This is a genomic window from Peribacillus sp. NPDC096447, assembly GCF_044762725.1.
Lineage (GTDB): Bacteria > Bacillota > Bacilli > Bacillales > DSM-1321 > Peribacillus.
This window is the reverse complement of record NZ_JBIWEV010000003.1, coordinates 1-23,426: the sequence shown is the minus strand read 5'-3', so window position 1 is coordinate 23,426 and position 23,426 is coordinate 1. Positions and strand designations below refer to the sequence as shown.

Sequence of the window (23,426 nt, the reverse complement as noted above, 5' to 3'; positions counted from 1 at the left end):
AGGAGTGTTTTTATGAAACAAAAAAACATTTTAACCTGGGCGATTTCAGCCATTGTTTATCTCGGGTTGGTAATTGGCGGTTATTCCGTATCTGCAAGTTTGGACAGTAATAACGATCACACTGATACCCATGATGAGGCAAAAATAAATGGTAACGAGGAAAAAGAATCTATTAAAGAGCAAACACATAAAGATAATCATAGTAAGGATTCAGGGCATTCAGATCATGTAGCTCATTCAAAAAGTGAATTGGTCACAAACGTAAAGTATGAAGATGGCTTAATTACCATTGATGTGAAGGATAAAGATCAAAATTCACCTGAATTAGAAATTTCACATGAAAAGATTATGCATCTAATTATTGTAAGTGCCGACTTAGAAGATTATTATCATTTACATCCTGAGGAAAAAGGAAATGGCGTTTATACTCTGAAATTCGACCTACCTGAAAACTCTTATAAAGCGTTTGTTGATATTAAACCAAAAAACCTTGCCTATAAGGTTAGTCCGATAGAACTGCATGTGGGGAAAGGTCATGGTGAAAATGAGGAAAACTCACTAAAGGTTGATACAAACTTAACAAAAACAATCAATGAAAAGACAGTTGAATTAACAACTAAAGAGCCAGGAATAAACAAAGATGTGACGTTAAGCTTTGATACGAAAGGGATTACTCCAGAGCCCTATCTGGGGGCTTTAGGCCATGTTGTTATTTTGGATGATAAGGGTGAAAAATTTGTTCATGTGCACCCTACATCAGAAGAAAGGACACTATTTGAAACAAAATTTGATAAACCTGGCATATACAAAGTGTGGGGAGAATTTAAATTTGATGGTAAAGTCAATAGCTATCCATTTGTTATAGAGGTCAAATAAAAAGGAAAAAGGGGAATTTATATGAACTTAGATGGGGTTGGCAAACATCTATTAATTTGCAACGGGAAAACATGCACGAAAAATGGAGCAGAAGAAGTAACAGAGACCATTAGAGGAGAATTGAAAAACTTAGAGCTACAAAATGAGATTCACACAACAAAAACATTATGCAACGGCCAATGCAAGCATGGCCCGATCGCTGTTCTATATCCACAAGGAACCTGGTATAAAGAAATGAATAAAACAAAAAGTAAAGAACTTATTCGTCAATTGAAAGAAAATGACAATGTTCATCTAGGCTCTGAACTTTATTACCATGATGGGAAAACATTCAAGAACCATGAGAGTGAATGAACTGTAACATCTTACTTCTATATCTAAAAAGGGTTTCTGTTCAGGGCGCTTTTCTGGAAGAAAAAAATTGCGATATTCAATGGACTGATCATTTTTACCAATAAGTCCATATTTCCATCAATAGGGTTTACTTCTCCCCATTAATACTAATTGAAATTGTTCTCTTAGAAAAAATGGAAGTTTTGGAAAGGGCATTAGCGTCTCTGTCAGAAGTATTGGAGTTTCATTGTTTAACAGGTGAGTATGATTATCAAGTGGATAACAAAGATCGGAAGGAATTAGAAATATTTATTAAAAAGTTAAATAAACTAGGATTACAAGAACTCTAACTAGCCTAGCTCTTAGAAATTTCAACAGTTTTACAATATGGGAAGAAAATACCCGTTCGTAAAAATCCCTTACGAACGGGTATTTTTTTAATAACATTACCTCAAATTCTTTCCTGGATGGCGGAAGAGGAAACTTTTAATTCCCTCATATTAATTTCACTAGCTTATCATTCTCTATCTTGTTATGATTGATATACCTGTCTAAATCTTCGAAAAATATCGAAAGTTCGGTGTAAAAATGAATCTTATGACAAAAGATTTACTGATTAACTTTTTAATTATCCTTTTTCCGATCTTTTTATTGCAAATGAGCTATCTAGTGAAGTACGTATACCGTTTAGATGCATTAAAAGGATCCTTCCTATCGATTTTCCCTATTCTTTCACTTGTTCTATGCATGTTATTTCCCGTTGTTATAGAAGAGGATTTTGTTTGGGATCTTAGATGGATCCCTTTTCTATTAGGCGGTTTATATGGAGGCTACCGGTTAGGAATCATATTGATAGTCATCACTCTTGTTATCCGCTATTTATCAGGGGGTGATAATGGATTTTATATATCATGCATCACTTTTCCACTAATGGGAATTTCCCTGTTTTTTATATCTAAGTACTATCTAAAAATGTCTGTCAGTAAAAAAATCCTTATTGGTATATCATTAATATTCATTGTCCATATTCTTACGCAGTTTATTTCAACAGTCGTATTTGAACTTACTATCGGCATAAGCCTATGGAAACAATACTTCACGATCCAAGTCATTGGAATCGTTGTTGTAATCTTACTTTGGGAGGTCATCCTCACTAATTTTCAGGTTCTCGAAAAATTAGTGAAAGCGGAAAAATTGCAGATCGTTAGTCATCTGGCTGCAAGCATATCTCATGAAGTCAGAAATCCCCTTACAGTTACCAGGGGATATATTCAAATGTTAAGCGAAGACGTGTCTTCCCATACAAAGGTCAAATATGCAAATATTGCACTGAAGGAATTGGACAGGGCCACGGATGTCATTAATGATTATTTGACGTTTGCTGCCATAAGCCCTGAAAACACGGAGCGATTAAGGGTATCAGAAGAAATTCAGCATGTCGTGAACAGCATAAAACCCTTGGCTAGCAATAATGGTACAGAAGTGAAATTATCCTTATTCGAAGATGAAGCTTATTATATCATGGGGGAAAGGAAGAAATTCCAGCAGTGTTTGTTCAATATCTTAAAGAATGGGATAGAATCGATGGACCATGCTGGCGAAATATACATAGATTTAATTCGTGCTGCCTCCACCATCCAAATTAAGATCCAAGATCAGGGAATTGGAATGACACAGGAACAGATATACCGTTTAGGTGAGCCTTACTTCACGACAAAAAATAAAGGGACGGGATTAGGCATGATGGTTTCATATAGCGTTATCAAAAGCATGGAAGGAACGGTACATGTGTCAAGTGTACAAGGGAAAGGGACATGTTTCTCTATTAACCTGCCCATACATAAATACGAGCCTATTTAGTTTAGTGTAAATTGACGGTTTTACACTCATAGATTACAATTTAAGTAAACTACCAATATTATGAAATGATTCAATGACGCATTTGATACCTAAGGGAGATGATTGTATGAAATCGCTTACAGATGGACAAATCATTTGGGAACCGACAAAGGAACAAATCGAGCAAACGGTATTGACTCAATATGTGAAATGGTTAAAAGAAAAGAAAGGTTTAACATTTCATGATTATCATGAATTATGGAAATGGTCGGTAGATGAACTGGAGGAATTTTGGGCTTCAATTTGGGATTATTGTGATGTAAAAGCAGCCAGGAAATATGACAGGGTTTTAACGGAGCAATCAATGCCAGGTGCCAAATGGTTCGAGGGGGCAAGGCTTAATTATGCTGAAAATGCATTATGGAATGAGCAAGAAGAGAAAACGGCAATTTTTTTTCGTTCCGAACATATCAGGCAGCAGGAAGTCAGCTGGAAAGAGCTGAAAGAAAAAGTAGCTTCTGTCGCCCATTCATTAAGGGAACTTGGTGTGAAATCCGGTGACCGTGTTGTTGCCTATATGCCAAACATACCTGAAGCTGTCATAGCTTTCTTGGCAACTGCAAGCATAGGTGCCATCTGGTCCAGTTGTTCACCTGACTTTGGGGCAAGAAGCGTCATAGATCGTTTCAAACAGATTGAACCGGTTGTATTACTGGCGGTTGATGGATATCAGTACAATGGAAATGTATATGATAAAACATCAGTCCTCTCCCAGCTTAAACAGGAATTGGTCACTGTAAAGCATACCGTGCTGGTTCCTTACATAGAAAAAAATATTTTGGAAGTGAATCTGGCAGATACGATTCCTTGGGATGACCTTTTAAAAGAAAAGGCAGAATTATCTTTTGAAAATGTTCCGTTCGATCATCCGCTTTGGATTCTCTATTCATCAGGCACAACCGGAATGCCAAAACCAATTGTGCAAGGGCATGGCGGTATATTATTGGAGCATTTAAAATCAACAAGAATCCATCAAGGCATGACTTCCGAGGATACTGTATTCTGGTTTACGACTACAGGCTGGATGATGTGGAATCTCCTTATGGGCGGTTTACTTAATGAAGGGACCATCGTTCTTTATGACGGCAGTCCTTCTTTTCCGAATATGGATGCCCTTTGGGAATTGGCTGAAGATACAGGCATGACTTTCTTTGGAACAAGTGCACCATTCCTTACGAATTCCATGAAGTTAGGAAACAAGCCAATGGGAAAATATGATTTATCGAAATTGAAGGCTCTTTTTTCAACTGGGGCTCCATTGTCTGGCGACGGTTATAAATGGGTGTATGAGAATGTCAAGAAGGATATCTGGCTCAGTTCATCCAGTGGCGGAACCGATGTTTGTGCCGGATTTGTAGGTGGCGTTCCAACATTGCCCGTAAGAATCGGAGTGATACAAGGAAGGGCATTGGGTGTTTGTGCGGAAGCCTTTGATGAGCATGGTCAAACATTGATTAATGATGTCGGTGAATTAGTCATTACCAAACCGATGCCATCCATGCCGCTATACTTCTGGAATGATCATGACGGGACAAGATACTACGAGAGTTATTTCGATACGTATCCTGGCATATGGAAACATGGTGATTGGATAAAGATTGACGAAAAGGGCAGCTGTATCATTTATGGTCGTTCCGACTCGACCATCAACCGTTCTGGTGTACGGATGGGAACTAGTGATATCTACCGGGTCGTCGAAGCGATCGATGAGGTGATGGAAAGCCTTGTCATTGATAGGGAAGTGCTTGGCCGCGGTTCCTCACTGCTGCTGTTCGTTGTCCTTAAGCCCGGTAATAGCCTGGATACAGCATTGACGGCAAAAATCAAGGAACAAATAAGAGGGCATGTGTCCCCTCGCTTTATCCCTGACCAAATCCATGTCGTTGAACAAATTCCTAAAACGTTGAACGGAAAGAAAATGGAAGTCCCGATACGTAAAGTGTTATTAGGTTTCGAGTTTGATAAAGTAGTGAATGCAGACTCCATGGGAAATCCAGAATCGCTACAGTTCTTTAAAGAATTAGCTCTCGAGTTGAATGAGAAAAAAATATTCTAGCAATCAGGCGGAGCAAAATGCTCCGTCTATCATTAGTTTTCCTGAATGGGATTGGTGTTAATTCCCGAATAAGGTTCTATCATTGGGATTGGCCTACCATCTTAAAAAAAATATGCATTGCTGGAAATATTTCCTTGACAATTTCAAAACAGCTGAATAGAATAAAATATATAGTCAGTAAGTACTGACAGTCCATTTAGAGGAAGTGAGAGCATGAGCAGCAGTAATAAGCTAAGTACCGATGATAAGCTGCTGTTGGCGGCAATCGATCTAATCGCAGAGAAGGGGTATAATGGTGTTACTACTCAGGAAATTGCCGGGGCCGCAGGTTTGAGTGAAAAAACACTGTTTCGTAGGTTTGGAAGCAAGCTAAATCTTCTAGAAACAGCATTTGATCGATATCATTATGCCGAAGAGATGACAAGACTTTTTAATGAAGAGCAAATCGTGTGGGATTTACATTCAGACTTACAACTGATCAGTCGAACATATCATGAAATCATGAATCGTAACCGGAAAATGATTATGATTAGTATCAAGGAGGAAGGCAATTTACCTGGGTTTCGAGAAAAAACACAAAAGCAACCTCGACAGTTACTGGAAATTTTGACAAACTATTTTAACACGATGTATGAGAAAGGAAAGCTTATTCACACAGACCCAGAGCTTCAGGCGTTGACGTTCATGATGATGAATTTTGGTGCCTTTATGAACAATCTGGATGTTGATGAAAACTATCCAACCGTGTCCCTGGAGGCATTTATAATGGGGAGTGTACAAACATTTACTAGGGCTTTAACTCCCTAGTTTTTCATTAAAAATAATGATAGTCAGCACTGACACACCTTGATGATAAAAGGAATTCCGATTATTAATGAATTGAAAAAAATATGTTAAATGACAGGAGATTATGAATATGAAATCAAGTAATACAATAGTATGGATTAATGTATTTACAGCTAAACCAGGCAAACTAGATGAATTGGTTGCTATCCAAGCTGAAGAACTACTCAATTTTAAGAAGGGATCACAAGTTGTTCCTGGTTGGATCAGTAGCCGTTGGCATCGTTCTGTAGATAATAATAAGGCAATTATGGTAACTACCTTTGAGAGTATTGATTTTCATGAAAATTGGTTAGAAAAAAGTGAATTTAGAGAACATCTTAACAAAATAAACCATCTCATTGAAGATACAGAAGGTGGGTACTACACGTTAGTGGAAGAGATTGAAAATATGTAAATCCATCAAATTATGAAGTTTTTATTCTTAAACAATTAATTTGCCAGTCAGTTTTTACGAGGAGGAGAAAACATTGGAAAAATTAAAGATTGGAATTATCTTAGGAAGCACACGTATAGGACGCGTAAGTCCACAAGTAGGAAATTGGGTTAAAGAAATAGCTGATAAACGAGAAGATGCAAATTATGAAATCGTCGATATCGCAGACTTTAACTTGCCATTTGTTGGAGAAGGCACTGGTAAAGAACGGGGATTATTAGCTTGGTCAGAAAAACTTTCTAGCTTGGATGGTTTTGTGTTTATCGTACAAGAATACAATCACAGTATTACAGGGGCATTAAAAAACGCACTTGATTCCGCACGTGATGAATGGAACAACAAAGCTGCGGGCATCGTGAGCTATGGGTCAACTGGCGGAGCCCGTGCAGCCGAACATTTGCGTGGCATCTTAGGGGAATTACTAGTTGCGGACGTTCGGGTAAATCCAACATTATCGCTATTTACAGACTTTGAAAACTTCAAGACGTTTAAACCCGCTGATTTACACCTTGGTAATGTCCATGCAATGTTAGATCAAACGATTGCATGGAGCGGTGCCTTAAAAAGATTACGATAAGCTTGATAGTTTACTAGCTAGGTCCTTCCCCTCTAACTATTTAACAAAATTCATGTCAGTAAGTACTGAAACTTAAATAAATGGTTAAGCAGGCTGCTTCCATATTCAAACCATCTTTTCACTTCAATGATAAATGAATTGGGATAGTATAGTTTAAAAAAACGAGACAAAACGAGACAACAATCTCATTTTGTCTCGTTTTGTTTCGACTGAAAATAGATAAAATCCTAATTTTACCGACCTCCCATTTTGGCACGGCATTTGCAATATCAATATATAGAATGACTCATTAAATGATTGGGGGCTGAAAAATGGAAACGGTTCAATCGAATGAAATAAAGTTATCACAGGACAATGCTTATTGGATGTACAAAAAAATGCTGGAAATCAGAAAATTCGAAGACCAAGTTCATGAATCTTTTGCAAAGGGGATTTTACCAGGGTTTGTCCATTTATATGCAGGGGAAGAAGCGGTAGCTGTCGGAGTATGTGCTCACCTATCCGAAAAGGACAGCATTACAAGCACTCACAGGGGGCATGGCCATTGTATTGCAAAAGAATGCGATCTTAACGGGATGATGGCTGAAATCTATGGGAAAGTGACAGGGCTTTGCAAAGGGAAAGGCGGGTCCATGCATATTGCCGATTTGGATAAAGGGATGTTAGGTGCGAACGGGATAGTCGGTGGTGGTTTTCCGCTCGCATGCGGGGCAGCATTAACTGCCAAATATAAAAAGACCGATCATGTTAGTGTTTGTTTTTTTGGTGATGGTGCCAACAATCATGGAACATTCCATGAAGGGATAAATCTGGCGGCAATCTGGAAGCTGCCCGTTATATTCATCGCTGAAAATAATGGGTATGGTGAAGCCACGCCTTTCAACTATGCTTCAAGCTGTAAAACGATAGCCGATCGGGCGATAAGCTACAATATCCCGGGTGTCCGGGTGGATGGGAAAGATGTTTTGGCTGTGTATAAGGCTGCTGAAGAAGCCGTTCAGAGGGCTCGCAGGGGAGAAGGCCCATCATTGATCGAATGCGTTACTTATCGTAATTATGGCCACTTCGAGGGAGATGCACAGAAGTATAAAAAAGAACAAGACAAAAAGGAGCATAAACAAGAGAAAGATGCGATTGCCCTATTTAGGAATTACTTGCTGAATCAGAATCTGCTGGCGGAAAAAGAACTGATTTCTCTTGAGAATGCCGTTGAGGAATCTATTAAACAAGCAGTCAAGTTCAGTGAAGATAGCCCGTATCCAGAGGCATCCGATTTATTAAACGATGTTTATGTATCCTATTAAACTAAGGAGGAATTGAGATGAGTAGAAAAATCAGTATGTCACAAGCAATAAATGAAGCAATGGCCATGGCAATGAGAAAAGATGAAAATGTCATCCTTATGGGAGAAGATGTAGCCGGCGGTGCAGAGGTCGATCATTTGCAGGATGACGAAGCATGGGGTGGCGTTTTAGGTGTCACAAAAGGATTGGTTCAAGAGTTTGGACGGGATAGAATTCTTGATACACCCATTGCGGAAGCAGGATATATGGGAGCGGCAATGGCCGCCGCTTCAACAGGCTTACGACCGATTGCCGAGTTAATGTTCAACGATTTCATTGGCAGCTGTTTGGATGAAGTATTGAATCAAGGTGCGAAGTTCCGCTATATGTTTGGCGGAAAAGCACAGGTTCCCGTGACGATCCGTACGATGCATGGTGCAGGGTTCAGGGCTGCAGCTCAGCATTCACAAAGCCTCTATGCCTTGTTCACTAGCATTCCTGGATTGAAAGTCGTCGTTCCCTCATCCCCCTATGACGCAAAAGGGCTTTTACTTTCAGCCATTGAAGATAATGACCCTGTCATCTTTTTTGAAGATAAAACGCTATACAACATGGTAGGGGAGGTTCCGGAAGGCTACTATACAATCCCAATCGGCAAAGCTGAAATTAAAAGGAAAGGCTCGGATTTGACGGTCGTTGCCATCGGTAAACAAGTTCACACCGCGATGGAGGCTGCTGAAAAACTTTCAGCGAAAGGCATTGAAGTTGAGATTGTCGACCCGCGGAGCTTGTCACCACTGGATGAAGAATCGATTCTCTCCTCTGTGGCAAAAACAAATCGTTTGATCGTGATCGATGAAGCGAACCCAAGATGCAGCGTCGCAACGGATATTGCCGCATTGGTGGCGGATAAGGGATTTGACACGCTCGATGCGCCAATTAAGAGGATTACGGCACCACATACACCTGTACCTTTTTCTCCACCGCTTGAAGATATTTACCTTCCAACATCAGAAAAAGTGATACAAGTCGTTTCAGAATTATTGGGGGAGCCTTCCATTCTTGGGGTGTAATTAAATCAATATGATGCATGCTCCAGCTTTTTCGCATAGAACTGCAAAAGTTGGAGCAACAAAACCGATGATGGACACAGAAACCAATCTGAAGGGAGAAAAAAGATATGGCGGTCGAAGTGGTAATGCCGAAATTGGGCATGGCAATGAAAGAAGGCACTGTTTCGTTATGGAGTAAGGCTGTTGGGGATCCAGTAGAAAAAGGTGAAGCAATAGCCAGTATCAATTCAGAGAAAATAGAAATGGAAATTGAATCTCCAGCTGAAGGTACGATGCTGAATATAGCTGTTCAAGAAGGACAAGGAGTACCTCCAGGAACCGTTATCTGTCATATTGGAAATCCGAATGAAAAAATAAAGATCGATGAACCTGTTGCGAAAGAAACACAGTCGAAAATCGCTGTACCAGAAAAGCCGAAAACAAAAGAGTCACCCATTTTGCCAATGGGAGATCGACTGATGATCACCCCGGTTGCGCGAAAAATGGCACAGGCAGCGAATCTTGACATCGAGAAGATACAAGGCACCGGGCCAGGCGGAAGAATCACAAAAGAAGATGTACAAAAAGTAATGGAGAAAAGGGATTCCATGCCGGTAAATACAGAAAAAAGCATAGTTCCCCCACCCCAACCTACTTTAGAGAGTCCGCAGCAGATTCCTGTGACCGGAATGAGGAACATCATCGCTAAACGTATGAAGGAGAGCTTGCAAAGCAGTGCCCAGTTAACTATAACGATGAAAGTGGATGTCACTGATCTAGTCATTTTGCAAAAACAGGCTGCTGAAACACTGCAAAAACATGAATCAACTAAATTGACTATAACGGACTTTGTTGCCAAGGCTGTCGTGCTTTCACTTAAAGAGCATCCTAAAATGAATAGTGCTTATATTGAAGACAACATCATTTTGTATGAGCATATCCATCTTGGATTAGCGGTGGCCTTGGAGAATGGACTCGTTGTTCCCGTCATAAGAAATGCCGAAAATTATACCTTAAGGCAGTTATCGAGTAAGGGGAAGGAATTGGCCCGATGTGCACGTGACTCTCAATTGCCCCTTGAAGACATGCAAGGGTCCACTTTTACTATCAGTAACCTCGGGGCATATGGCGTTGAGCATTTTACCCCTATTCTCAATACACCGGAAACGGGGATACTCGGAATCGGCTCTGCTTACGATACCCCGCTTTATATTGGCGAAGAATTGGAGAAGAGAACGATCTTGCCACTCAGTTTAACTTTTGATCACCGTGTACTCGACGGGGCACCCGCGGCTGCCTTTTTACAAACACTAAAAAGGTATTTAGAAGAGCCAATTACCGTGATTTTATAGAAAAGGAGTGAAACTCTTGAATCATATAGCTATTATAGGCGGAGGTCCTGCAGGGTATGTAGCGGCAATCACTGCTGCCCAGCAGGATAAGGAGGTCATATTGGTAGTCGATGGGCCATTGGGGGGCACCTGTTTAAATGAAGGCTGCATGCCAACGAAATCATTATTGAAAAGTGCCGATATGTATGACTTGGTGAAAAATGCCGGGCAAATGGGAATTCGCCTTCCCTCCAATTCGATTGAAGTCGATTGGGATACCGTACAGGAACAAAAGAGAGATGTCATATCTAAACTAGTGAACGGCATTAGATATTTAATGAGTAAGAATAAAATAAAGGTCATTCAGGGAAGGGCTTCTATCCTTTCAAGCAATCGACTGCGGATCGAGAACGATAATAAAAATGAAATAATTGAAGCTAGTAAGATTATCATTTCAACGGGGTCAGAACCGATTCCACTACCTTTTGCACCGTTTGATGGTGAATGGATCATCCACAGTGGCCATGCCATGTCACTTCCTGCCATTCCCGATTCACTGCTAATTGTCGGAGGCGGCGTCATCGGATGTGAATTTGCCAGTATTTATAGCAGGTTGGGCACCAATGTCAACGTTATCGAAATGGGGGAAAAGCTGCTTCCAGGGGAAGATGATGATATCACAAGCATCCTTCATGACGAATTGAAAAACCAAAGTGTTACAGTCCATACCTCCACATCAGTCAAAAACATCAATGCAGCCAGTAAGACGGTATTTTTGGAGAAAAGTGATGGCGAATTGGAAGAACTTCATGCAGATTACGTACTCGTATCAATAGGGAGAAAACCAAGAGTGAACGGAATGGGCTTAGAGGGAAACGATATTGATTTTTCCCGACTTGGCATCTCGGTGGATGATCGAATGCAAACTAGCAATCCTTCAATTTATGCCTGTGGCGATGTGATAGGGGGCATACAACTTGCCCATGTAGCTTTTCATGAAGGGCGAGTGGCGGCTCTGAATGCCTGCGGTCAATTTGCACAAGTGAATTACCGGGCAATCCCTCGCTGCATTTATACTTCCCCGGAGATTGCCAGTGTAGGCTTGACCGAAAAAGAAGCGCGTAAAAAATATGGGGAAATTAAAGTTGGTGAATTCGCTTTTTCGGCAAACGGGAAAGCTGTCCTTTCCAATAAACCGGTAGGAAAAGTCAAAGTCCTAGTGAACCCACAATATAATGAAATTCTAGGTTTTTCCATTGTTGGTCAGCATGCAACAGAATTGATTGGTCAAGGAACGGTCATGCTGCATGCAGAAATAACGGCAGATATGATGGAAGATTTAGTAGCGGCACATCCAACCTTGTCGGAATCCATACATGAAGCTCTTTTAAATGTTGTAGGTCAAGCTGTGCATTGCTAAAACTGAAGGGGGAATTTGTATGGCTAGCGGTCAACGGACGGCGGTAGTCACTGGTGCAGGTCGTGGTATCGGACGTGCCATTGCATTAAGATTAGCTAAAGATGGATTGAATGTGGTCATTAATGACGTCAATCTGGATACGGCTGAATCGGTTGTGAATGAGATTAGGGAACTTGGACGTGAAAGCTTTGCCGTCAAAGCGGATGTAAGCAATAGACCGGAAGTATTCGAAATGGTGAAGCAAGTTGTGGAACGTTTTGGACAACTGGATGTTATGGTTTCAAATGCAGGAATTGCACAAATAAAGCCTCTATTGGAAGTAACTCAAGAGGATCTTGAACAGATTTTCAATATAAATGTAAATGGTGTCCTCTTTTGTCTGCAAGCCGCGGCTGAACAAATGAAAAAGCAAGAGGGCGGGAAAATCATAAGTGCTGCCAGCATCGCCAGTTATAAAGGTTTTAGCTTGCTAGGTACATACTCGGCCACGAAATTTGCCGTAAGAGGAATTACACAAGCGGCAGCACAGGAATTAGCCCAGTTTGGCATTACGGTGAATGCATACTGTCCAGGAATTGTCGGGACGCAAATGTGGGATTTAATCGATGAAAAAATGGGTCAATATATGAATCTTGCTAAAGGGGAAACATTTAAAAAGTTTACAGATTCCATAACCTTAGGACGCTCCGAAACCCCAGAAGATGTGGCGAAATTCGTCTCTTACCTTGCTTCACCGGATTCGGATTATATGACAGGTCAATCCATCATGATTGATGGAGGAGTTATTTTCTCATAAACCGATGGAGAAGAGAAGCATCATGTGAATGATCACATGATGCTTTTTTTGTAAACTCAATCTATATATTGTAAGCGAATACATAATCTACTATAATTAAAAAAGACCTCGATTAACATCCTATTTTATACTCCATGGTATTTTTCCTCTAGATTGACTGGTCAAATGAAGGTTTAAACCAAATGATTAGAGGAGGATTATATGCTATCCACTAGTTGTTATCTACGTACATGGGAACGCTTTGTCAGTGAAGGTGTTCTCGATTCAAATCGTCTGAACAAGCGAATAATGGAATCCTGGCATCGCTGCAAAAAAGATCAAGTGAATCCATACCTTAATAAAGGCAAACACATTTTGACGAATGAATTATTGGACATTAAAAGAGAAAAAAACTCCTTTCTATTAGAAGTGGCATCACCCCAATTATCCAGGATGAATCAATCGATAAAAGAATCAGGAATGATGGCCTTATTGGTCGATCCGGATGGATATGTCCTTTCACTTTCCGGAAACGAGAAAATCCTCGATGAGGCAGGCAAAATAAATTTTGTGGAAGGTGTATGCTGGACGGAGGGTGAAGTCGGAACGAACGCAATTGGAACAGCGTTGAAAACGGGTGAAGCCGTAATGATTCAAGGTACCGAGCATTATTCAATTGCCTCACACAAATGGAGTTGCTCTGCGATGCCCATTTTAAATGAAGACGGTAAGATATTGGGAGTTTTGGATATATCATGTCCAGTAGAATATTTCCATCCATCCATGCTGGGTATGGTAGCCAATCTGGCGTATACGATCGAACAGGAAATGGGGGTGCGTTACTATAAAAAGGAATTGGCACTGACCCAGCACTCGATAGAACTTGCAGAAACCTATCCAGATCTGCCTTTTATCGTCTGTAATCATAAAGAAATAATAATCTCCGCCAGTAAACAAGTTCGCAAAAAAATTCCTCAATCCATTGGTTTGACATTGGCCGATCTGTTAAATCATGGATATCGAATCGTAAAGGAAAATCCGCTTCTATCCAAAGAGGATAATAGGATTTCCGGTAAGTGTTTATTCTTATCAGAGAATAATGGTCATGAAACCAATAGGCTTTTTCCTGCTTCAATGCCCTCAGAAGAGTTTGCCTTCAAAGGGGAAAGAGGGATTAGCGAGTCCTTTCATAACACATTACATAAAGTGAAGCTTGTTGCACCAACAGAAGCAAATGTGTATATATCCGGTGAAACAGGGGTCGGGAAAGAGCTTATTGCCAAGGCTATTCATGAAAATGGCAAGCGCAAAAAAGGACCGTTCGTCACGATAAATTGTGGAGCCATACCTAAAGATTTAATGGAAAGTGAATTATTCGGGTATGTTGATGGCGCTTTTACGGGGGCTAAACGGCAAGGGCACAAAGGGAAGTTCGAGCAGGCAAATGGAGGGACCATTTTTCTCGATGAAATCGGTGAAATCCCTTCAGCGATGCAGGTTGCCTTACTGCGTGTTCTTCAGGAAAGAAAAATCGTTCCGATCGGCGGCACAAAAAGCATTTCATTGGATATTCGCATTATCACTGCAACACACCGTAATCTTGAAGAGCTTGTCAATGAAGGGTCTTTTCGTAAGGATTTATACTATCGGTTGAACGTTTACCCCATTCATGTACCTCCATTAAGGGAAAGGATTGAAGACATTCCTTATCTAGTCAACTACTTGTGTTCGAAGAATAATTGGAATATTCCGTTAACAGAAGAATTATTGAATCGTTTAAAGGAGTACAATTGGCCAGGCAATATTAGAGAGCTGCAGAATGTCCTTCAGCGATTGACCATCTTACTTGCAGAAGGACCTCTGGATTATGTTAAAGTGTTGAATTCCATGCATTCACAGCCCGTTACACGGCATGATGATTTCCCTGCATGGGAGGAATCTGGTGGTAAAAAAGGGATCAAGGGAAATGAACTGACGATCCGTGAAAAAATTCAACGGGATCTAATGATAGAGGCATTACAAAAATCCAGAGGAAATGTCACTGCTGCAGCAAAGCTGATGGATATACCAAGAAGTACATTTTACAAAAGGCTCCATAAGTATGGTATATAGACATGCGTGTGTACATTTTGTAAGAAAAGCAGACTTATAGAAATCCTTGAAAAATGAAAGGGGTATGGCAAATGAAAACGAGAATTACTGAATTATTGGGGATTGAATATCCGATTATTTGCGGCGGGATGTTTCAAGTTGGCCGAGCCCCGCTCGCAGCCGCTGTTTCAGAAGCGGGGGGACTTGGTATCATCACTTCGAAAACACAGGTGACACCAGAAGGTCTCCGTGATGAAATACAGAAAGTGAAAACTTTGACCAAGAAACCCTTTGCTGTCAACCTGAACCTGTTTCCAAGTCAAACGGCAACCCCGAATGATGAGTTCATCAATATTTTAATTGACGAAGATGTAAAAATCGTTGAAACGAGTGGCCGAAGCCCAGAAAGTTTAATGCCCAGACTTAAAGAGCACGGCTTTACCGTGATACATAAGGTAGCGAACGTCAAAAACGCAATGTCGGCAGAGAAATTAGGAGTCGATGCCATTATTATTGTAGGGAATGAAACAGGCGGACATCCAGGCATGGGGGATGTAGGAACGCTTGTCATGCTCCCGAGAGCCGTTGACTCTGTAAATATACCAGTAATAGCAGGCGGGGGCTTTTCGGATGGCAGAGGCCTTATCAGTGCCTTGTCACTCGGTGCTGAAGGTATCGTCATGGGCACTCGCTTTATGGCAACGCAAGAAGCGCCGATTCATGATAACGTAAAACAGTGGATGGTATCGGCCAATGAAACGGATACCGTTGTCATCCAACGGAATATAGGCAGTCCGTCGCGTGTAGCATTAAATGCCGTCAGTAAAGAAGTGGACAAACTTGAAAATGAAGGTGCCACTATAGAGGAATTGATTCCGCTAATTACGGGACAAAGAAGCAAGGGAGTATACTTTGAAGGAAATTTAGACGGAGGCATCTGGTCATGCGGTCAATCCGTAGGACTGATAAAAGAAATATTGACCGTCAATGAACTAATAAAACAAATCGTCCAAGAAGCAAAAACCTCGTTCGAATTCATCCAAAGCCGTATCGAATCCATTCGAACATAAATAGCCTATCTTACAAAAAGGAACAAGAGATCAAGTGCGATTTCGTGTTCCTTTTTATTTATTAGACATAAGGTTATAGGTGCCCAAGTATAGGCTTTTTCAAAAGTGCATTACCCTTATTTATAACAGAAGGTTGAAGGAGAGACTGGTTTATTCGCAACCCTAACGCGAAAAGACATTTCAAGACAGAAAAAAAGGTACATATCTCATCAATTACTTGCTAACCAACTTTCAGCGTAAAAAAAACAAAGAAATAGGTAATCAACATTTCGTGATTAATGTTTACATAATATTATTATTCCGCTTTATCAGACTACCTTAGATCTTTAAACCATTCTAATCCCATCTGGCATTTCTCTATGATTTCAGAAACTTATTAAATACCTTTTTATAAAATGTAAAAATCGACTTTTAAGATTTATATATAAATGAAGTGGACTCATGAAAGCCAAGGAATGATTTCTGAAGGTAGGCAGTGTTTCTAAACAAATTCGATTTGATGGTTTACCCTATAACCCATAGCAGCTTCCTATTGTTTCACAGCATGCTATTGCACTTATGAAAGCGGTCAAGGCTTGAACATCATTAAGCTTTAAACATTTATCAAAGGTTATTCATGCTATAAGTTAAGTGAATTTGTCTTATAGGAGATAATGTTGTTAAACAGAGGATCTATCATCATTCACAGGAAGAAAGCGGAACTTTCATGATAAAAACCTTTGAATTGTCATCGAGATAAATTATATTTATATAACTTTATAGAAGTGTTAACCCGTGATTTTTCTCATTTTGCCATTTAATTTATATATCAGAATAACAAAGTTGATAAATCAAGTCAGTTAAGAAGGATTAATTTAGATTAATACAGAATTATTAGATAACGATTTCTTAAATAGGTCTTTAGGAAATGAAAGGAAAGGGAGAAGCAATATGAAGAAAATGATTAGTGGGGCACTTATCATAGCTGCTTTATTAATAATGGGCGGGGCAATCATTTATTACTTCATTTCTTTTTCATACACAACTACAGAAGATTTATACGAATTCCCTGTACCTAGAAACGCTGAATTGGTCCAGATAAATGATCAAGGGAATAGAAATGAATGGTCAAGGGCTTCTGAAGAAAATGGCATACCATATGGGGATATGAATTAGCCCTTAAAGCGAATGGATGGAAAAAGGGGAAAAGTGAAGGAGCTTCCGTTTTCTACACGAAGGGAAATAATACAATAGACTTGCTTACTACAACCAAGCAATTGGAGATCCTTAGAGTGAAATGACTAAGGATGATAAATACGAATTGAATATTCCAACCTATATCATAAAAATGACCGAAAACGAACTATGTTAACAATTAGCAGATAAATTAAAATTCAAAATAAAAATCAGGAAATTTTTTAATGACGTAACTGATGTGAAATTAGCTTAAATCCAAAAAATCTTATTGCGAAAAGTTTATCCGAATTTTAAATTAAAGATCAATCATTTTAATTGCAACAAGATATACTTAAAGTTTTAAAGTATAAATCAACAATGACTAATCAGATAAAAAGATTATAGATAAATAATAGCCATGATTAAATATAAAAATTCGCGTTTCATCTCACTAAGTTAAGTATTCTTAAGATATGAGACAAAATTAACATTAAAAATATAACTTCCTATAATATATATTATGTAAACTAGAAAAAATAATAATAAATAAATGTTCACAGCCTCATATTCCTGTACGAAGACACAAAGTTAAGTACATTGGGGACCTGAATTTGAGTACATAGAGTTATTAATCCACTCAACACCGCATCAATTCAATCTCTAACTGTTTTGAGATACAAAATCGAGTACATTATAAACAATACAGTTATATAAATTTATCTGTAAACAAAAAGGGGAAGGCAATATCTATACCCTCCCCTTTTTGAACACAACTTATTTTTATAATCTTCTTGATTACTTTATAAAAAAGATTGATCATTTTTGTGATCCTAAATGAACTAACGCACCCGTTAGTTTAAGTAGATTTCTTCACAAACTTTTTAGTATTTCAGTTAATACAGGAATGCTGCCCCGTTTCTAGATAAGAAAAAGGCTATGTTAGAGTTCTTGGTTGATTTTGAATAAATCATAAGCGTTTATGGTATCAAACACCGCATTCTAAGGTGAAAAACTTAAGCAAATATACACTTATAATGAGCTTGAAAATGTATCTCCAAGCTTCTAGTATTTTTCCGTTCAAAAATAAGGTATTTTTGTATCACTGAATTAAGATATTCCCTACATATTGGGCAGTACCTCTTGAACTTGTGAATACAACTTCTAAAACATACCCCCCTTTGTTATTGGGGATTTGAAATTCCCTATTTTCATGCAATTCGAGTTCAATTCGTTGTTCGTCTTTCAGTAGGGCAACTGTTATTTTTGGGTCTGTCCAAATATCTCCACCATTTCTTGCGTTCTCTTGAAAATCTAAGGAAATTTTTTCGTTAGCAGTAACCTTCATTTTTTCTTGTGATAATCCGAATTCTTGAATATCATCTATTTTTTGATCTACATCTCCACTTGATGAACTCCAACTGACATTTCCTTCTGCTAATTGCACAGATGTAGCAAGGTCTTCTGAATATAAATGAGCAGTTGGAACACCAACATCATAATCTTATCCTATACATCCTGTTAATATAGAAATTAAAAACATTCCTATAAATAATCTAAAAAAGCCTTTCATTTCATACCCCCTATTTTCCACCGTTTCTAATTTCAATCCAATTATACATTAATAATCCATATTATTCCATTTTTCCTATTTATCATTTTTTTTCTTCTTCAACTATCCTGTCCCGTTAGTGCCATAAGAAAAAGGCTGCCGAAGCAACCTCTCTTATTGAAGTAAAGCGACCGTTAGCTAAATAACAAACACTTTATTTAACTAAACTCAAGTTCATTATTTTTGATATTTTGTATTTTGCATTGCCCACAAAACCCAAAAAACCATAATTAAATTAATAAAAAATAAATTCATTGTAATTCTTTCATGAAAAACAATTGAAATAACATCATTAACAATTAAACTAACTAAAGTTAATAAAACACCTATTAACAATGCATGAACAGATAGTTTTAATATCTTCACTTCTGAAAAGTTTGGTAAATTTATATTTTATCTCACTCCTTAAACAGCATCGTAAGCATATATAATTACCAATAGCACCGATCTTAAGCTAACGCACCCGTTAGCCATCCATGAATCGCAAAAATCGGCGATTCACCCACAAAGAATGAAAATGGTTAGGAAGTGTCATTACTGATACTGACCTTAATCCAGTCAACCCTAATCCATAGACTAATTAATTAATGCTCTCCTCTTTTTTAAAACGATTGAGCAGGGTCTTCTTAAGTATTGTCACTTTTCATTTTTAAAGAAACTTATTTTCATGGTAGTTCTATAAGAAAAGCGAAACTTCTTCAAGAATCGCGCCCGATTGCTGAAGATCATTAATCTTATTGAAGGTAAGCACCCATTAGCTAGAGTGAACCCATATTTTTAAATACAAAAAAAATTTTATGGCCATTGGAGCAGGGTATTTGTTAAGGACTACTATCTTGATAAAAGCAATTCATTTCTATAAAAAAGTTAAAAATCTATTATTCCAGAGATTCTCATGATGTTCAATGATTGTTTTGGCTCCTAGAAGTTCACTATTAAGGGTGGTAGTGAACCCTTTTTTCATAAATAATTTATATCCTAATCCATGAGCCATTCTAATAGTTGTATCTACACAATATTCAGTTTGTGCGCCACAAATTTCAAGTTTATTTATATTTAATCTCCTTAGTTGTTCATTCAAATCAGTCTTGTAAAATGAGTTTGCATGTGTTTTGTTGATATAGATATCTGTATCTTTAGCATCTAATTCCGGAAATAGTTGCCATTCTGGAGAATTAAGAACCAGATCACTATCATTATGTTGAACAAAAATTATAGGATTGTTTTTTTCTCTAAATAAACGAATTCTTTGATTAACCCCATTTAATACATTCGCTAAGTTATAAAGTGGAACATTTTCAGGCTGAACACCAATTTGTAAGTCAATAATTATTAATGCTGTATTTTCCATAATTATTATTCTCCTCATACCTTTTTTAATAATTAATTTACTTAACGATATCATAAAATTTTCCTTATGTTCTTTTTTTATTCTTGGAAAAAAGATGCACTAAAAATTCTCAAAGGGTGCAGATGATTTGGATGGTACCATTCGTTTATTAACAGAAGATGATTTAGCAAAAGTCTCGAGTCAGAGCTTTTTTACTCATCTTACCAAATTGAACTAAATAGCCCATACTTCAATACAAAAGGCGATTACCTTTATTTAAGCAATCGCGCCCTAAACATAAAGAAAAAGCACAGTTCTTGCTGCAGAATTGCGCCCGTTTGTTGAACAAGATTATGTTAATAATCGCAGCCATTTATGTTCTGGCTATTATGATTGTATTGCTTTTTGTAGCCAATTTTTATTTTCATCATCAAGATAATCTTGAGACAGCAAGAACAAAATTATTCTTCATTGAAAATAAATGCAGGGTTAATGCCTATAGGATTCTTCATGACAAATAGCTTCTTCTGGATCATCGAAAAAAGGGGAGTCTTGAAAGCAGCAGATACGATGTATGGTCGGATCCCTTTCACAAATTTTGACGAAGTAAAAAACATATTTCCCATTCGCTCTTGAATTTGGTGAATTTCCTCAATCTCCTCACTTCGAATTTCTTGGACTCTACAGAGAACTTTAGCTGAGACATCACATTTTTGTAGCGCATCCCAAATAACATCAGCCGCCACAACTGCTGTCGTTACTGCTAAAGAAACTCCTATTGCTCCTACAGGAGATGAACAATGAGCAGCATCACCGATCAGCAAGCAGCCATTCTTTGCCCACGTTTTAACCATATGATTTTTAGCTTGAAGTGGTACGAATGGTTTAAAGTCAACCAAAGATTCAGCAAATTCATCAAATCCTTTGTTAGCATGCATAATTTCCTGACGAAAATTTTCTATCCCTTGACGCTGTGTTTCTTTCCATTCACCCCGTGGTAAAGCAATGCCTACTTGAAGTAAATCAGGGTATTTCGGCAGTGTTATATAGCTGTGTCCCTCTGTGATTTTAAATCGTAATTCTTCTCCCCAATGAGAAGGCCGTTTTACACTGAACCAGATTAGATCACCAGGATAATGTTGATATTCTAATTCAAAAGCACCTAAACGACGAATCGTGGAAAACCGTCCATCAGCTCCGACTACTATTTTCGCCTGAATTTCAAGCAGTTCTTTATTTTCTCGCTCAACAACCACTCCTGTTACTGTTCCGTCCTTCTCGAGTAGTTTTTTTACCGGGGTATGAAACATCATATCAAACGTTGGATATTCCTTTGCTTTTTTGTAGAGTGCTTGAAGTAAAATAGGCTGAGGAATCCAGAGAGCATAAGGTGCTTCTGCAATCATGGAAGTAAAATCAAAGTCACCTTTCTTTTTATCATAATGATAAAAAGCACCTTTCTTTAGCTTAGAATGAGGCAATTGTTCGATATACTCGCGTAATTTCAATTGATTAAGCAATTGAATAAAACGAGGCTGAAGCACTTCTCCACGGTATTCACGATCAAAATTATCGTGGCTCTCCAAGACGATTACTTGAACACCAACCTTAGCCAGTAATAAGCCCAGCATCATACCTGCTGGTCCTCCACCAACAACAATGACATCCTTTTGTAATTTTTCATCAATCATTACACATATTTCCTCCCTATATTCAAATGTCGACATGGAATTATATGTTGAAAAACCGATGTAATGCTTGCTTTTGTTATTCAAGAATATGGCCCAATTGTTGAATAAAGATCAGACAGCACTCTTCAACTATTCTGCCCCTATAGTTCCATACGAAAAGGCTGCCTTAAAGATTGCTCCAATCTTCAGCTAACACACTCTTTAGTTCAAGATCTTTATTTAACTTGACTACCCATCAAAATATCCTTTAACTGGCTTACACTTTTGACAATATGAGTAGGGTTAGAGTGACTTAGTTCTTCAAATGAACCATATCCATAAGTTACTGCAATAGAGTTAATTCCAGTGTTATTTGCACCAATAATATCGTGCTTCCTGTCACCAATCATAATAAAGTCACTAAGCGTATGTTCCTTGTACTTATCTAGTATGTATTGAATTATTTCAGTTTTTGAACCTCTTGTTCCATCAAGGTTACTTCCGACAGTAAGTTCAAAATATTGATCAATATTAAAGTACTTTAGTATTTGTTTAGCAAATACAGTAGGCTTTGAAGTTGCTACAACTAAAGTAAATTGTTTTTCTTTTAACGATTTTAATAGTGATGCAATATTTGAATATAACTCATTCTCAAACATTCCCTTTTCCTTAAACCTCTCCCTATAGAATTCAATTGCTTTTTGTGTGTTTTTCTCGCCAAAATCGTAATATTCAGCAAATGAAACTTGTAGTGGTGGACCAATAAAACATTCAAGTTTATCAATGTCAGGCTCAACAATGTTCATTTTTTGTAATGCATATTGAACCGATTTAGTTATTCCTACCTTGGGGTCTGAAAGTGTTCCGTCTAAATCAAATAAAATTACTTTGTAATTATCCATATTAAACTCCCTTATTATATCTAATAGTCACCCTAATTTTACCATAGTAATTACAAATAAGTTCCAACTCTTGTTGAACTATCCTGCCCCTTTTGTTCATTAAGGAAAACCAAAATCAAGTATTGATTTCGGTTTATCATTTTTATAAACGATTAAACTTTATTCAAAATGGTACGACTTGATTTTAAAACTACATCTTTAATGATCAAACAGTTATATGTAAAACCATAGTTACCATAATCAGCTTTCTAGGGACCTATATAATTGATTTAGAAAGCTACTCCTAAATCCCATTTATTCATTTAGTAAATAACCACCATAATATAAGAATTATACACATTATCCCCCAAACTGAAGATTGAACTTTGATACTTTTTTTACTTTCCATATTTCTTGTTATATAAGTCAGAACGAATCCAATAAAAATATTTGTAATAGTTATCCAAAATAAGAATTTCACTTTTCAACCTCCTACTATAAGCATAAAATCAGTCTCAGTTTCAACTTGCTTCATTAGCCAATCGTAACTTTCAGCATCCTCAGATTTGGCCTCTCTGATTAACATCAGAATCCCCCCTTAAATATATCCAATATTATACATCTTCTTGAACTATCCTGCCCCTTTCGTATTATAAGGTCAGCCAGATATTTCTGGTTGAACAATTTTTATATCGATATATGATAACGGTAGCTGGGGTAGAACGTTCCTGCCCGTGGG

19 protein-coding genes and 1 pseudogene are annotated in these 23,426 nt (G+C 38.1%); 16 read left to right on the top strand and 4 right to left on the bottom strand.

Going from position 1 to position 23,426, the window contains the following annotated elements; genetic code table 11:
- Nucleotides 1-12: 12 nt before the first annotated feature.
- The 16 genes and pseudogenes from ACIQZD_RS11320 (at nucleotide 13) to ACIQZD_RS11245 (ending at nucleotide 17,197) form a co-directional block, all read left to right on the top strand.
- A complete protein-coding gene (locus ACIQZD_RS11320; RefSeq protein ID WP_402902170.1) occupies nucleotides 13-876 on the top strand; it encodes a hypothetical protein in 864 nt (287 codons plus the stop codon).
- Between the two features lie 21 nt (nucleotides 877-897).
- A complete protein-coding gene (locus ACIQZD_RS11315) occupies nucleotides 898-1,230 on the top strand; it encodes a (2Fe-2S) ferredoxin domain-containing protein (protein WP_402902168.1) in 333 nt (110 codons plus the stop codon).
- Between the two features lie 167 nt (nucleotides 1,231-1,397).
- A pseudogene (locus tag ACIQZD_RS11310) lies at nucleotides 1,398-1,621 on the top strand (Lrp/AsnC ligand binding domain-containing protein); the annotation flags it as partial.
- A 176-nt stretch (nucleotides 1,622-1,797) separates the two neighbouring features.
- Complete coding sequence (locus ACIQZD_RS11305) at nucleotides 1,798-3,069, top strand: ATP-binding protein (protein ID WP_402902166.1); 1,272 nt, start codon at nucleotides 1,798-1,800, stop codon at nucleotides 3,067-3,069.
- A 106-nt stretch (nucleotides 3,070-3,175) separates the two neighbouring features.
- On the top strand, nucleotides 3,176-5,164 hold the full coding sequence (locus ACIQZD_RS11300) for an acetoacetate--CoA ligase (RefSeq protein ID WP_402902163.1): 1,989 nt from the start codon (nucleotides 3,176-3,178) through the stop codon (nucleotides 5,162-5,164).
- A 213-nt stretch (nucleotides 5,165-5,377) separates the two neighbouring features.
- Nucleotides 5,378-5,971: a TetR/AcrR family transcriptional regulator gene (locus tag ACIQZD_RS11295; RefSeq protein WP_402902160.1), complete on the top strand. Its 594-nt coding sequence runs from the start codon at nucleotides 5,378-5,380 to the stop codon at nucleotides 5,969-5,971.
- Nucleotides 5,972-6,080: 109 nt separating this feature from the next.
- Nucleotides 6,081-6,404: a putative quinol monooxygenase gene (locus ACIQZD_RS11290; RefSeq protein WP_402902157.1), complete on the top strand. Its 324-nt coding sequence runs from the start codon at nucleotides 6,081-6,083 to the stop codon at nucleotides 6,402-6,404.
- A 73-nt stretch (nucleotides 6,405-6,477) separates the two neighbouring features.
- On the top strand, nucleotides 6,478-7,020 hold the full coding sequence (locus ACIQZD_RS11285; protein WP_402902154.1) for an NADPH-dependent FMN reductase: 543 nt from the start codon (nucleotides 6,478-6,480) through the stop codon (nucleotides 7,018-7,020).
- A gap of 311 nt (nucleotides 7,021-7,331) precedes the next feature.
- Nucleotides 7,332-8,324 carry a thiamine pyrophosphate-dependent dehydrogenase E1 component subunit alpha gene (locus ACIQZD_RS11280; RefSeq protein ID WP_402902152.1) on the top strand — a complete coding sequence of 331 codons (993 nt, stop codon included), beginning with the start codon at nucleotides 7,332-7,334 and terminating at the stop codon, nucleotides 8,322-8,324.
- Between the two features lie 17 nt (nucleotides 8,325-8,341).
- Entirely contained in the window at nucleotides 8,342-9,376 is a 1,035-nt protein-coding gene (locus tag ACIQZD_RS11275) for an alpha-ketoacid dehydrogenase subunit beta (RefSeq protein ID WP_241591709.1), read from the top strand.
- 107 nt (nucleotides 9,377-9,483) lie between these two features.
- Nucleotides 9,484-10,707, top strand: coding sequence for a dihydrolipoamide acetyltransferase family protein (locus tag ACIQZD_RS11270; RefSeq protein ID WP_402902147.1), 1,224 nt, complete (start codon nucleotides 9,484-9,486; stop codon nucleotides 10,705-10,707).
- Between the two features lie 16 nt (nucleotides 10,708-10,723).
- The gene (lpdA, locus tag ACIQZD_RS11265) at nucleotides 10,724-12,106 is read left to right on the top strand and encodes a dihydrolipoyl dehydrogenase (RefSeq protein WP_402902145.1); all 1,383 of its coding nucleotides are present in this window, start codon (nucleotides 10,724-10,726) and stop codon (nucleotides 12,104-12,106) included.
- A gap of 19 nt (nucleotides 12,107-12,125) precedes the next feature.
- Nucleotides 12,126-12,902: an acetoin reductase gene (locus tag ACIQZD_RS11260; protein ID WP_402902142.1), complete on the top strand. Its 777-nt coding sequence runs from the start codon at nucleotides 12,126-12,128 to the stop codon at nucleotides 12,900-12,902.
- 201 nt (nucleotides 12,903-13,103) lie between these two features.
- The gene (locus tag ACIQZD_RS11255) at nucleotides 13,104-14,993 is read left to right on the top strand and encodes a sigma-54-dependent Fis family transcriptional regulator (RefSeq protein WP_402902140.1); all 1,890 of its coding nucleotides are present in this window, start codon (nucleotides 13,104-13,106) and stop codon (nucleotides 14,991-14,993) included.
- 71 nt (nucleotides 14,994-15,064) lie between these two features.
- On the top strand, nucleotides 15,065-16,042 hold the full coding sequence (locus ACIQZD_RS11250) for an NAD(P)H-dependent flavin oxidoreductase (protein WP_402902137.1): 978 nt from the start codon (nucleotides 15,065-15,067) through the stop codon (nucleotides 16,040-16,042).
- Nucleotides 16,043-16,972: 930 nt separating this feature from the next.
- Entirely contained in the window at nucleotides 16,973-17,197 is a 225-nt protein-coding gene (locus ACIQZD_RS11245; protein ID WP_402902134.1) for a hypothetical protein, read from the top strand.
- Between the two features lie 1,099 nt (nucleotides 17,198-18,296).
- Here the strand turns inward: ACIQZD_RS11245 and ACIQZD_RS11240 are convergent.
- The 4 genes from ACIQZD_RS11240 to ACIQZD_RS11225 form a co-directional block, all read right to left on the bottom strand.
- Nucleotides 18,297-18,641, bottom strand: a complete 345-nt coding sequence (locus ACIQZD_RS11240) for a hypothetical protein (protein WP_402902131.1) — start codon at nucleotides 18,639-18,641, stop codon at nucleotides 18,297-18,299.
- Between the two features lie 1,021 nt (nucleotides 18,642-19,662).
- Nucleotides 19,663-20,157: a cysteine hydrolase family protein gene (locus ACIQZD_RS11235; protein ID WP_402902128.1), complete on the bottom strand. Its 495-nt coding sequence runs from the start codon at nucleotides 20,155-20,157 to the stop codon at nucleotides 19,663-19,665.
- A gap of 440 nt (nucleotides 20,158-20,597) precedes the next feature.
- The gene (locus ACIQZD_RS11230; RefSeq protein WP_402902125.1) at nucleotides 20,598-21,827 is read right to left on the bottom strand and encodes an FAD-dependent monooxygenase; all 1,230 of its coding nucleotides are present in this window, start codon (nucleotides 21,825-21,827) and stop codon (nucleotides 20,598-20,600) included.
- Nucleotides 21,828-22,042: 215 nt separating this feature from the next.
- Nucleotides 22,043-22,708 (bottom strand): HAD family hydrolase, encoded by a 666-nt coding sequence (locus ACIQZD_RS11225; protein WP_402902122.1) that lies wholly within the window; start codon nucleotides 22,706-22,708, stop codon nucleotides 22,043-22,045.
- Nucleotides 22,709-23,426 lie beyond the last annotated feature (718 nt).

Bases quoted from the DNA above. Each gene is read 5' to 3' on its own strand.
- ACIQZD_RS11320 (WP_402902170.1), top strand. From the start codon at position 13: ATGAAACAAAAAAACATTTTAACCTGGGCGATTTCAGCCATTGTTTAT.
- ACIQZD_RS11315 (WP_402902168.1), top strand. From the start codon at position 898: ATGAACTTAGATGGGGTTGGCAAACATCTATTAATTTGCAACGGGAAA.
- ACIQZD_RS11305 (WP_402902166.1), top strand. From the start codon at position 1,798: ATGAATCTTATGACAAAAGATTTACTGATTAACTTTTTAATTATCCTT.
- ACIQZD_RS11300 (WP_402902163.1), top strand. From the start codon at position 3,176: ATGAAATCGCTTACAGATGGACAAATCATTTGGGAACCGACAAAGGAA.
- ACIQZD_RS11295 (WP_402902160.1), top strand. From the start codon at position 5,378: ATGAGCAGCAGTAATAAGCTAAGTACCGATGATAAGCTGCTGTTGGCG.
- ACIQZD_RS11290 (WP_402902157.1), top strand. From the start codon at position 6,081: ATGAAATCAAGTAATACAATAGTATGGATTAATGTATTTACAGCTAAA.
- ACIQZD_RS11280 (WP_402902152.1), top strand. From the start codon at position 7,332: ATGGAAACGGTTCAATCGAATGAAATAAAGTTATCACAGGACAATGCT.
- ACIQZD_RS11275 (WP_241591709.1), top strand. From the start codon at position 8,342: ATGAGTAGAAAAATCAGTATGTCACAAGCAATAAATGAAGCAATGGCC.
- ACIQZD_RS11270 (WP_402902147.1), top strand. From the start codon at position 9,484: ATGGCGGTCGAAGTGGTAATGCCGAAATTGGGCATGGCAATGAAAGAA.
- ACIQZD_RS11260 (WP_402902142.1), top strand. From the start codon at position 12,126: ATGGCTAGCGGTCAACGGACGGCGGTAGTCACTGGTGCAGGTCGTGGT.
- ACIQZD_RS11255 (WP_402902140.1), top strand. From the start codon at position 13,104: ATGCTATCCACTAGTTGTTATCTACGTACATGGGAACGCTTTGTCAGT.
- ACIQZD_RS11250 (WP_402902137.1), top strand. From the start codon at position 15,065: ATGAAAACGAGAATTACTGAATTATTGGGGATTGAATATCCGATTATT.
- ACIQZD_RS11245 (WP_402902134.1), top strand. From the start codon at position 16,973: ATGAAGAAAATGATTAGTGGGGCACTTATCATAGCTGCTTTATTAATA.
- ACIQZD_RS11235 (WP_402902128.1), bottom strand. From the start codon at position 20,157: ATGGAAAATACAGCATTAATAATTATTGACTTACAAATTGGTGTTCAG.
- ACIQZD_RS11230 (WP_402902125.1), bottom strand. From the start codon at position 21,827: ATGATTGATGAAAAATTACAAAAGGATGTCATTGTTGTTGGTGGAGGA.
- ACIQZD_RS11225 (WP_402902122.1), bottom strand. From the start codon at position 22,708: ATGGATAATTACAAAGTAATTTTATTTGATTTAGACGGAACACTTTCA.